The organism is Vibrio sp. YT-19(2023), assembly GCF_033337395.1.
This window is the reverse complement of record NZ_JAWOQN010000061.1, coordinates 1-10,893: the sequence shown is the minus strand read 5'-3', so window position 1 is coordinate 10,893 and position 10,893 is coordinate 1. Positions and strand designations below refer to the sequence as shown.

Sequence of the window (10,893 nt, the reverse complement as noted above, 5' to 3'; positions counted from 1 at the left end):
GAAACTCAGTATATTGTATAAAAGTCGGTCAACTTTAGGAGGTTTGGTTTCTCGTCTGAATTACGCAACAAAGCCGTTCATTAGTTCAAAAACTAGAGCATCTGGATTTTCCAATAGCTGAAATTCATCTCTTTATGTTAATAACTACACAGTGCTTTGAGTCTACTAGGTCTGAATGAATAGATATATCCCTTCCATTAGCCAGCCTTTTAAGAGATATCAGTCCCAATCCATAATGGATTCGATTATGAATATCGACTCTCCTTCCGCAAGATAGCGTTTCTCTATTTTCTATCTTTGTAAGCGTTTTGGGGGTTATCCCTGAACTATCGTCCACAACAATAACTGAGTAGTGGGATTGAGATAGTCTTGTCATCACTCTTATTCGATCTCCTTTTCCTGACACGCTAATGGCGTTTGAAAGGACAATACTCAATACCTTGTTTAGAGTGCTTGGGCATAGCTTTATTACCCGAATCTTTGAGTCTGCGGAGAAGTCGTAATCGAACTTAATGCCGTAATGATTTGCCAGAGTACCGTATTCATTTAATGTAACCGATAACAATGGTTCTACACTATGGTAAATCATGGAAGGGCTATTATTGAAGGAACTGATTGAGGCAATAGAATATAGTGATTCTTTTATAGATAAGGAATCAGCTAAATTTATTTTCTCATTCTTCTTAGAAGAAGAAATAATTGCCTCATTAATCGTATGGTTCATTGCGTTTACTTGCACATGGACACTTTTTAGTGTTCTGTTAATTATATGATTTTCAAATGCTTTAAAGCCAAAATATCCAATCAAAGATAACCATACAAATAAGATGGTTAGTGTTCCAAACGAAACTTTATAGAACATAAACATCACAGATGGAAGCATGAAAGAACCGCAGATAATTAACTTTAATACTAGCGTGTTTATATTTTTAAACATGGTTTGGAAACTATTTGTCTGACAGATATATCAATGAGTGTGAATAACCAAGGAGCGTTATGATGATATTGATACTTATACTCATATACAATACATTTCGTTTAAATAATGAGCGTGCATGTAGTTACGCTGTCACCAAACGTGCTAGTTTAAATGTTATGTGACGCTGTAACACGTGACATTTTCTATGTTATTTTACTAACTACGCGTGAAAAGCCTCAGATTTATAATAAATCTTAAATACTAAACAGTTTTACAGATTCAATTTGTAGGTTTTAGAGTTGAATCCATACGTAAGTTACTGATATTAAATGATTAAATGACTAGTTGGTGTATTTGACAGTTTAGCTCAAAGCAACCCGAAAACAAGGCTGTTACCAGTGTTCCAGTTGAACAATGCTCATAAGCATGATTTCCAGTGTTCGAGCGAAACCATATGACCGGCTGCAGCCGCAATTTGGATCTGTGTGATATTGGATAAAGTAAGGGGGGAGTAGTGAATAAAGTGATTTTTAAAGGTTGTCGCTATGCCATCCTAAAAATGGAAAACGGATTGGTGAAGAATTATAGGGGGATGAGAAATGGCTACAAGCCGTATAGAAAGCGAAAAGCACCCCGCAGGGTGCTCTCTAGAATGCTCAAGTTAGAGATATTGGCGAGAACTTTATTACCAACACTGTAGCCTAACGAGCTAGTGATTGAATTATGGTATAAAGCTGATTTTGTGTCAACTATACAATACCAGGGAGGATAGTTACTATGCCTCGCTTGCCAACAATTTCATGAACTTTAGAACTTTTCACTATACCGTTAAAACGTCTTTTTGCTTGGCTTGGAGTCAGTATATTACTGTACGTAAGTGATTTGTATACGCTTAGAGCTTCAAGGCTCGTGAGCCAATCAAAATGTGCTTTGTAATGAGAATCAAGGTAATCGTTTTTTCTATCCTCAGACACCCAACCCAATATACGGCACAATCGATCATTGAGGGTTTTCATTCGCTGAATGCTTTCTTCTGGAGTCGATGCCGCTGGATAGATCTCTTGGTTGGTTCTGTGATGTCTAATCTGAGTAAACTTCCAAATCGGTTCATGATGAGCTATGCGGTTTCTTAGTTCATTAACTTGGCTTAATCGCATTAGAAAGTCATCCAGAGCATTTTGAGACCAGTAAGTAGAATGAAGGGCGAAGTGTCCTTTAAGTCCGTTAAAAAGTGCACTTTGCCAGTCAATAGAGCCGTTCAATGAAGTGTCGTTGATTAGAAAGCCCCAAAAACCAAAACTTTGTGCCGCTATTACTTTTCCTGGTGTTGGTACTGGATTCTTAGGTACAGGCTGAGATCGCCTTCTTCCTCGTGATGGTAAATGAGTTACGTTGCGAATCAAATTGACCGTCTTAGGCTTTAATTGATTTTGTGTGATTAAGTACTCATACCAATCATTATCAAACGCATGTCCTTGTTGGCGGTGGGCATTGAATTGATGAGATAGTTCTCTATGAATAGTATTGCGGAGTGCTACTTCAAAGATACTTATGAGTTTAAAAAAGGAGGCAGAAAGAGCGTCATTCCACAAGTACAGTCCTAAACACTCCTCATCTGAGGTGAGGTTAAAGTAATTACGATAACTGTTAAGACGATCTGACGATATCGTATTGATTGTTTCACTAATATTGTTAGGTTTCATATGCTTGTGTTAGTGAGCAAAAGGAACATTATATGCGAGTTAAGGAAATGCGTCTAAATGCATTTAAATAGGTTTAGACTGAAACTCAAGGCTTGCCATCATCCGTAATGTTTACGGCAATATGGATAATGACAGGGTGTCCAATTTGAACACCCTGATTGCTTTCTAGGTCAGCGTAAAGAGGCTGGTCGCTACTCGCCTCTTTATAGGTAGGCTTGTGGTACTTCTGCTAAAAACACAGGGTACAAAGGAAACGCTTGTGCGTTGAAGTTACATGAGATTGTCCTTGCTTCAGAATCCCAACGGACAGACTTAACAGGAAACTCCCCTAGCTTGTATTTAGACATATCTATCGCGGTCTGAATCAATCCATCGGCTGCGTCTGCTAGTTCGTCATTGGTTATTTCTGCCGCTTCGTCAATGATGCCGCGAACTTTTTGCGCTGTGCTAGAGCATCAGACCTATTGTTGCGAGTGTAGCCATGCTTTCCAAATCGTCCAAACTCCCTCATTACTCGGTGATGATTGCCGAATTGTCTTCGACCATTTCTTGTGCTGTTTTTAGTCGTTGACCAAGTTTGATGTAAAGCGCCTCTGCTGCATCGAAAGACAGTTCAAGTTTATGCGTGTGCAAATTTTTAAACTCTGTCTCTGTGTGAGCTATAAGCTTGTCGCTGACAATCTCAAGTTCAACGCCTTTAATGTGCTCAACTACATGAGATTCAGTTAATAGCAACACTTCAACTTCTTCTCTAAATGCCATGCTCATTTCCCCGTAATTTCCGTTACTTAGTGTTGTAAGCGTTAAACCAGCCGCTAACTGTCTCAAACTCGCTTCCTGTTAGCGCGATGTTCCCACTGCCATTTAAAAACTCAATGCGTTGATTGGTTAGTTCAAACTCATTTTCATTTAGCGTTATTGTGATGCCATTTACGCCAGTGGTGACAACAATATGAAATCGACTATCAATTGGCTCACGAACTGCCATCAAACCAATTAAAACTTGTCCAGCCGTACAAAGCTGCTCAATCATTGTATTTTTAGCCATAGCTTCGATTTTCCCTGCTTATTACGATTTATGCGTTCCGCACATTGTTTCGCCATGTAATGCTGCATGTAAGCACTGAGTGCCACTCTTTGTTGTTGCAGAGCAACGGTCAACCATGACTTTTTCTACAAATTGAAAGACCGTACCCGATTTGTGCGGTTGGTTTTCCAATTTTGAATAAACCTCTTGGCTATACGAGTGCCATTTTTTTAGATAGTTCCCCTTTACATATACCAACACCACCGTCATTTGATGTTGCAAAGTAATGTTCACTTCGAACAGCTACTGCTTTCGGTAATTGCTTTAACGGAACATCACTAATGACTTCACCATCCTTTGAACCGCCTTTAAGGTTAATATCTGTATACCCTCGCGCCATAATTTTCCCTTATGCATGTGCATTTTCCTTGTAGCGAAAAAACACACATCACGGATTTTTACCGTGTTGTTTAGCATACCATAAGCACAGTGGGAGTTTAGGGGAAACGAGTATGGCACTTATTGGGGTTTTGCGCCCATTTCAGCGAAAAGCCCAACAACTAGATAGTGCTTTTGACTCAAGAAACTACCAATCCGCATCACTTAAAAGTTAATTCAAAAAGGGGAAGAGCTTTGCTTGTATTGACGGCTTTGTTGCGTAATTCGATGGAACTAAATCAGGAAGTTACGATCTGATCGGTTACATCAGTTAATCATCGTAGCCTTATGCCGAAACCTCGTTACAAAACAACTAACTGGAAGCAGTACAATAAAGCCTTAATCAACCGTGGTTCTCTGACTTTTTGGATTGATGAGGAAGCGATAGCCGAGTGGAAGCAAAACAAACAAGGCAAGCGTGGTAGACCTCGCCGATTCAGCGACTTAGCCATTACTACCGCACTGATGGTGAAACGCGTTTTCTCTATGCCATTGAGAGCGCTGCAAGGTTTTCTAGACTCCGTATTTAAGCTGGCTAACATCCCGCTTGTTTGCCCGCACTACACCTGTATAAGCCGCCGAGCTAAGGAAGTTGAAGTTTCATTTAAAACCAAAACCAGAGGAGCAATACAACATCTGGCCATTGATGCCACTGGCCTCAAGGTTTATGGCGAAGGTGAATGGAAGGTCAAGAAGCATGGTACTGATGGGAAGCGCAGAGTCTGGCGTAAGCTGCATATCGCAGTAGATACAAGCACCCACGAAATAGTCGCAGCAGAGCTGAGCTTATCTAACGTAACCGATGCCGAAGTGCTCCCTAACTTACTCAAGCAGACACGTCGCAAAATCATTGAGATATCAGGCGATGGCGCTTATGACACAAGGAATTGCCATGATGCCATACGGATCAAGCGAGCGGTTCCGCTTATCCCGCCACGAGAAGGGGCTGCCTTCTGGGAGCAAGGACACCCTCGCAATTTAGCAGTAGGTTGTCAGAAGCTCTACGGCTCCAACAAGAAGTGGAAAAAGCGGTATGGTTATCACAAGCGTTCGCTCTCTGAAACAGCCATGTATCGCGTGAAGCAGTTGCTAGGTGGGAGGTTAAGCCTGAGAAACTACAATTCTCAGGTTGGCGAAACCTACGCCATGATTAAAGCGCTGAACAAGCTTACAGGGCTTGGTATGCCTGAAACTCAGTATATTGTTTAATAATTATTCAATTTCGGACGACTTGGTTTTCTGTCCGAATTACGCAACAAAGCCGTTTATTCCTTAGAAATTTAATTATTATCGTCGTGGCTATTTGTTTGTTTTTTACACACGAATTTCGTGCCAATTCGCTTCGATATAATCAATGCAGTCTTACTTTAGTGACGGACCAAATGTGCTTTTCCAGCCAGGAGGGATCCCTTTGAACTCAGGCCATAAACTATATTGATTGTTGTGATTAATCAGCACAAAGAACTGGTTTTCAGGTTCGTCAAAAGGATTAATGTATTTCTCAGACATAGTTAACTCCAATCATAGAAAAATCAGGATTCAAAATTAAAAACATATGACAACCCATCAATGATGCCTCCGCGCCAACACAGGCGTTCATGTCCACCATCAAAGGTGCGAAACGATAACCGATGGTTTTGTTGCTTAAGTTGCTGGTACAGGTCTTGGCTCAAGTCCACCATGATGTCTTCCCCTAACCCAACTTCCATAAAAACACTTAGCTTTACGTTAGAACCAAGGCCAGAATGAACCAATTGACTCATTTGAGTTAAAGGTTCGCTTGTTTGAAGAGGAGAATATTCACTAGGTGGCTTCACTAACGAAAAATCAGGCCACCAGAATGAACCCGACTGACAAACAACCGCACCAAAACGGTCCGGATGGTTCAATCCGGCATACATCGCACTCAAACCACCAAGGCTTTGCCCAACAACAGCCGTACGATTAGCCTCATTAGTAATTGGGAAATAATGACCAACCAACGGCAGCAGTTCTTGAGTGATAGCCTGCCAAAACAAAGGGTTGCAACTGAATTCTTCACTACGCAGCGCTCCATTGATTTCATCAATGAAGACATACAAGGCAGGTGGAAGCTGACCGCTGCTCGTCGCATCGGTCAGCGCACTGAACAGAGGCATGGATTGAGACCAAAATTGACCATCTAAGACTAAAACCAATGGCAGTTCAGCCATTTGGTCAGCGCTGGCTGTCGAATACAACCAAACATAGCGCTCATTACCTAAACACTGGCTAGTCCAAGCCAGCTGCATGCCCGCTCCTGCCTGAACATTGCCATTTTTTGTATCGAACCTTGACCAAGCACTTTGCGATACTGCCTTTGGCATAGATAGCGGCGTTTTCGAACGTCCCCATTCGCAGGCTGACAAATTGTTTTTACTTAAATCATCGCGAACACTAAGAGGAAAAATGGTTCTCAACCACTCCCGATGCTTGGTGCGTTTCTCTTGGTATGTTCCGTGGTACGCTGGTTGGACGCGTTCATGTGTCACTGGAATAAACGTGTAGCTCCCACGCCACGTACTGTTTACCCTTGCCTTATAAAACCAAACATCCGTTCCTTTGACATGAGTAAGCCTTGCCATATCAAAGCTGTGATGATCAGTAATACCATTGATATCAATGTATATTTCCTTAACACTGTCATCCGTGTTTCGCCAAAGAAATAGCAGCTCAACGCTTGTATTATCTTGGGAAAGGATAAAAGGTGTTCCTTTTGTCTGCACCTCGTTCCACCAACATGGGGCTCCTACTTCTTCATTATCTTCAAGCAAACCACTTAAAACACTATTGATATTTTTATTTTCTATTATTCGAAAAGCCTTTATATCCATCACAAATCCAACTTGTACGTCGATACTTCATGCATATCTTCTAGTAATGAGATAGCACAAACTTATATCATCATTGTTGTAAATAATAATTATCATTAGCATTATTGCTGCAACACTTTTTTACATAAATGTTGTTACAACATCAAATGTTTTCTTCTTTTTTTATTAAGGAATACTCAGGTCATGAAGCCCATGGATTTAAACAGTGGCATCACCATCACTAATACTGGCAAGACTAAACTTGCCATGCTCATTGGTGTAATTTGCCTTGGAGCCAGCACCACTCTTTCAGCAGAGCAAGTGAACAACAGCAATACTAAGAAAGGCCAAGAAACCCTAACAACCCTAGAAACCATTGTGGTACTTGGTGAAAAACTCGGTGGTACACTTGCTGAGAACACAAGCTCAGTCACCGTTTTTACTGATGAAGCAGACAATGGCGAAGATCAAACATACTACGATCTACTCGATCGCGTCCCGAATGTACTGAATGCCCCTTCTGGTATTCCACATATTCGAGGTGTCGATGGTCGTGGGCCTGGTGAAGGCTTCCTTTCCTTCATGACAGGAGCGACACCAAGGGTGAATACAACCGTTGATGGCGTGTCAGAGTCATGGACTGGTGAAGCCTTTGGTAAAGCCGGGTTGTGGGATACAGAACAAGTAGAGATTTATAAAGGCCCTCAATCAACCAACCAAGGCCGAAATAGTATTGGCGGCGCGGTGGTCATCAAAACCAAAGATCCAACGTTCCACTTTGAAAGTAAAGTTCGTGGTGGCTACGAAAACGAAGATGACAAATATCACTTAGCTGGTGTTGTTTCTGCCCCAATCGTGTCTGAAAAGCTCGCATTTCGATTAGCCGCCGAGGGCACAAAGGGTAATACACCAATTGATTACTCGCTGCCCGATAATGACCAATATCCATGGGACCCTTCTGAAGTTGAATCCTATAATGTGAGAGGTAAGCTGTTATTCAAACCGATGTCTAACGATAAGCTTACGCTAAAACTAACATTGGCTAGCCGTAATGAAGAAGGTCAATATACAAATCTGGTTTCTGAAAAAGGTAAGTTTGAATACATTGATGAAAACGGTACTCGACGTCAAACAACCGAAAGCTGGAATGCAAATTTTGACATAAATTACTTAATCAATGATGAATTAACCCTTGATGTATTGCTTGCGCGCCGAGACTATAATACGAAATTCAAAGCTTATCCTCGTACGGACTGGTGGGGTGATGTTGATGAAAAAAACTACACCGCAGAAGCGAAGCTATCTTATAACTCGTTAGATGACAAATACAATGCCATTGTCGGGGTAAGCAGTTTTTACAAAGATCAGGATACGCAAACAGACTCGATGAAGCGTAAAGATAAAGTTCTGACCAACTCAATTTACTTCGATTCAAAAGTCCAGCTCAATAACCGTTGGGGCTTGCTACTTGGCGCTCGTTACGAAAAAGATGAGCTGAAGCGTGATTTTGACCACGCAAGGTTCCCACTCGATTTCAATGCTGATGAAAGTAACGGTATTTTGCTACCAAAAGTCGGTGTAACTTTAAATGTATCAGACAATTCAATGCTTGGACTTACTGCTCGTAAAGGATACAACGCTGGCGGACTTGGATACAACGAGTACCAACAACAGGTCTTTGTGTTTGAGCAGGAAGAAGTCTGGACTTATGAGCTAAGTTCCCGTTCAACTTTCCTTGAAAATAGACTTGGTTTGACTGCAAATGTCTTCTACAACGACTATGAAAACTATCAAACGGTCGTGTATGGTGACAGTGGAAATCGTTTCGACAATTACATAGCAAACATCCCTAAAGGAAAAACATACGGTACTGAAGTTGAAACCAATTACTGGTTTGACTCAGGTCTGGACGTATTCGCATTTGTAGGCTTGTTAAAAACAGAAATCACCGAAGGACCAAGCGGTACTGTTGAAAACTTAAATGGGAATGAGTTCAGTTATGCACCTGAAGTGTCGGCTGGTCTTGGCTTCACCCAACAGCTAGATTCGGGCATTTTCTTTGGTGCTCGTGTTAATCACGTAACGGATTACTTTACAGATCTCGCCAACACCCGAAGTACGTCAGCAGGCGACTACACCATATTGAATCTCAATGCAGGTTATGCCATGAATGATCTCACCATTCGGGCCTACATTAAGAATGCAACAGATGAAGATTACGTTCTTCGCCATAAGAATGATCTTATCGAAATGGGCGGACCTCGTACATTCGGTCTTGTGGCTGATTACCAATTCTAACAACACAAAGTGCTCCGATGTTATTGTTATATAGTAACTTAAGGATGTATTGTCTATTAAGGCAGATAAATCTGCTTTTTTCGTAACGTTTATTAAGTACATCGTGACTTGTGTGTACGGCATGTATAGAGAATAGTATTACTCCTTACCAAAGACAAAATAAAGAATCGCAATTAGTCAACTCAATGGATTCCAAAGGAATCCATTTTTTTCTTCACAAAGCTAAAATGATTAACTACGGTATATCAGTGAATACCTGATGCTCATCAGCCAAGGGCAACTGTTGTACTTGTTGGGCTTCAGCTTTCTGTATGGTTTACTGCATTCGGTTGCCCCTGGACACGGTAAAACGGCAGTGACGTCAATGAGCTTGATTCATGGCTACCGTCGCCGACAAGCACTTGTGTTAATGGCGATTATTGCCGCCCTACAAGCCGCGAGCGCGTGCATTCTTTTCGTGATTACTGCCAAGATTGCAGAGCAGTTTGCTTTCAGCCTTTCCGATAATGTTCGTCTGCTGACGCAAGGTTGTGCGGTGTTTATTGTTTTATTGGCGCTGAAAGAGTTTGCGTCGGTGGCCAAGCGCCGCATCAAGCAAACACGATCTCAAGAAGATGATGATTCCGCAGGTTCTAATGACAATATTTCATGGAAAGCACTGCTACTCATCGGCTTCCGCCCTTGTACTGGGGCGGTGTTAGTTCTGTTTCTCTCTAACATGCTAGGCAGCTTAATGTGGGGCATGGTCGCGACATTCGTGATGGCTTTAGGAACGGCAATGACCAACTCGATATTGGTGTTCAACGCTTTAACGATTCAACGCCAAATGAAAAATCACAGCGCCAAACCCAATGCCAACTTGAGCAATACGCTTAACCTCGTGTTAGCAGTCACCATGGTGGCATCGGGCTTTATTCTCTATAACTTTGCCAGCGTGGCAGGATTGCAGAACTTCGTCAGATAAGTACCGCCAGCAATAAACGCAAAAGCCCCAACACTTGGTTGGGGCTGAATTTACATTGATTTGTATTTCAATACTGCGTGTTACTTAGGCTCGCGCAACAGGTACAGCATCAGCTTCAATGGCGTTTTCGCGATAATGCTGTGAGGCAAATGCGCGTCCATCAACAACCAAGCGCCAGCTTTTAGTTCCTTCGCCTCTTCTTCTAACGTGAACGTACATTCTCCTTCGAGTATTTGTGCAATCGCTGACACTGCTGCAGTATGTTCGCTCATTTCTTCACCTTCGGCGAAACCGAAGATAACGTACCAACCATCAATTGGACGCCAGAAAAAACGGTGAAGCAAGTTGGCAAACTCCCGATTCAAGTCAATTTATACCTGCGAACCTTAAACGGACGATGGGTGGCAAAGCTCCTCGAGCAAGGTTTAAGGATACCGTTGGGGGGAAGACGTTCTTTCTAAATGCACCAAGTTGAATAAATACAACATGGTGGTTCTGTGTACGATGTTGACAACTTAAGAGCCCCCGTAATACAACACGAGGATTAACAACGAATAGCATTAGAAGAATGGATTACTTTTAGTAAGGCAAAACCCAATTAACAGGATATGAATGAGTATTTACTCTGTCTTATAATGGGGCATTTTTCAGTTAGCCGACAGCGCTGAAAAACAGAGCAAACCAACAAGGAAAGGAGTAGAACTTAGTTGAAT

Annotated in this window: 12 protein-coding genes; 3 read left to right on the top strand and 9 right to left on the bottom strand. The window is 41.8% G+C overall.

What is annotated here, in order from left to right:
- Positions 1–124: 124 nt before the first annotated feature.
- The 6 genes from R7E78_RS23515 to R7E78_RS23490 form a co-directional block, all read right to left on the bottom strand.
- Positions 125–937: an ATP-binding protein gene (locus R7E78_RS23515; protein ID WP_318058297.1), complete on the bottom strand. Its 813-nt coding sequence runs from the start codon at positions 935–937 to the stop codon at positions 125–127.
- A gap of 731 nt (positions 938–1,668) precedes the next feature.
- Positions 1,669–2,511 (bottom strand): CAAX protease, encoded by an 843-nt coding sequence (locus R7E78_RS23510; protein ID WP_373417168.1) that lies wholly within the window; start codon positions 2,509–2,511, stop codon positions 1,669–1,671.
- Positions 2,512–2,825: 314 nt separating this feature from the next.
- A complete protein-coding gene (locus R7E78_RS23505) occupies positions 2,826–2,969 on the bottom strand; it encodes a hypothetical protein (protein WP_169643971.1) in 144 nt (47 codons plus the stop codon).
- A 163-nt stretch (positions 2,970–3,132) separates the two neighbouring features.
- Complete coding sequence (locus R7E78_RS23500) at positions 3,133–3,384, bottom strand: hypothetical protein (RefSeq protein ID WP_025625038.1); 252 nt, start codon at positions 3,382–3,384, stop codon at positions 3,133–3,135.
- A 22-nt stretch (positions 3,385–3,406) separates the two neighbouring features.
- Positions 3,407–3,670, bottom strand: a complete 264-nt coding sequence (locus tag R7E78_RS23495; RefSeq protein ID WP_169643969.1) for a hypothetical protein — start codon at positions 3,668–3,670, stop codon at positions 3,407–3,409.
- A 190-nt stretch (positions 3,671–3,860) separates the two neighbouring features.
- Positions 3,861–4,049, bottom strand: a complete 189-nt coding sequence (locus R7E78_RS23490; protein ID WP_318058296.1) for a hypothetical protein — start codon at positions 4,047–4,049, stop codon at positions 3,861–3,863.
- A gap of 326 nt (positions 4,050–4,375) precedes the next feature.
- Between R7E78_RS23490 and R7E78_RS23485 the strand changes: the two genes are divergently transcribed.
- A complete protein-coding gene (locus tag R7E78_RS23485) occupies positions 4,376–5,296 on the top strand; it encodes an IS5-like element ISVal1 family transposase (RefSeq protein ID WP_318058295.1) in 921 nt (306 codons plus the stop codon).
- Between the two features lie 153 nt (positions 5,297–5,449).
- Here the strand turns inward: R7E78_RS23485 and R7E78_RS23480 are convergent, their stop codons facing one another.
- Together R7E78_RS23480 and fes are read right to left on the bottom strand one after the other, a co-directional pair.
- The gene (locus R7E78_RS23480; RefSeq protein ID WP_276419145.1) at positions 5,450–5,596 is read right to left on the bottom strand and encodes an MbtH family protein; all 147 of its coding nucleotides are present in this window, start codon (positions 5,594–5,596) and stop codon (positions 5,450–5,452) included.
- A gap of 23 nt (positions 5,597–5,619) precedes the next feature.
- Positions 5,620–6,939, bottom strand: a complete 1,320-nt coding sequence (fes, locus tag R7E78_RS23475; RefSeq protein WP_053306971.1) for an enterochelin esterase — start codon at positions 6,937–6,939, stop codon at positions 5,620–5,622.
- Between the two features lie 183 nt (positions 6,940–7,122).
- Between fes and R7E78_RS23470 the strand changes: the two genes are divergently transcribed.
- Positions 7,123–9,216, top strand: coding sequence for a TonB-dependent receptor (locus R7E78_RS23470; RefSeq protein WP_140301922.1), 2,094 nt, complete (start codon positions 7,123–7,125; stop codon positions 9,214–9,216).
- A gap of 259 nt (positions 9,217–9,475) precedes the next feature.
- Positions 9,476–10,180, top strand: a complete 705-nt coding sequence (locus R7E78_RS23465; protein WP_170897313.1) for a nickel/cobalt transporter — start codon at positions 9,476–9,478, stop codon at positions 10,178–10,180.
- Between the two features lie 80 nt (positions 10,181–10,260).
- Here R7E78_RS23465 and R7E78_RS23460 read toward each other — a convergent pair whose 3' ends face one another.
- Positions 10,261–10,524, bottom strand: coding sequence for a cupin domain-containing protein (locus tag R7E78_RS23460; protein WP_250155004.1), 264 nt, complete (start codon positions 10,522–10,524; stop codon positions 10,261–10,263).
- Positions 10,525–10,893 lie beyond the last annotated feature (369 nt).

Coding starts and splice junctions, on each gene's coding strand:
- R7E78_RS23515 (WP_318058297.1), bottom strand. CDS start 937: ATGTTTAAAAATATAAACACGCTAGTATTAAAGTTAATTATCTGCGGT.
- R7E78_RS23505 (WP_169643971.1), bottom strand. CDS start 2,969: ATGTCTAAATACAAGCTAGGGGAGTTTCCTGTTAAGTCTGTCCGTTGG.
- R7E78_RS23500 (WP_025625038.1), bottom strand. CDS start 3,384: ATGGCATTTAGAGAAGAAGTTGAAGTGTTGCTATTAACTGAATCTCAT.
- R7E78_RS23495 (WP_169643969.1), bottom strand. CDS start 3,670: ATGGCTAAAAATACAATGATTGAGCAGCTTTGTACGGCTGGACAAGTT.
- R7E78_RS23490 (WP_318058296.1), bottom strand. CDS start 4,049: ATGGCGCGAGGGTATACAGATATTAACCTTAAAGGCGGTTCAAAGGAT.
- R7E78_RS23485 (WP_318058295.1), top strand. CDS start 4,376: ATGCCGAAACCTCGTTACAAAACAACTAACTGGAAGCAGTACAATAAA.
- R7E78_RS23480 (WP_276419145.1), bottom strand. CDS start 5,596: ATGTCTGAGAAATACATTAATCCTTTTGACGAACCTGAAAACCAGTTC.
- fes (WP_053306971.1), bottom strand. CDS start 6,939: ATGGATATAAAGGCTTTTCGAATAATAGAAAATAAAAATATCAATAGT.
- R7E78_RS23470 (WP_140301922.1), top strand. CDS start 7,123: ATGAAGCCCATGGATTTAAACAGTGGCATCACCATCACTAATACTGGC.
- R7E78_RS23465 (WP_170897313.1), top strand. CDS start 9,476: ATGCTCATCAGCCAAGGGCAACTGTTGTACTTGTTGGGCTTCAGCTTT.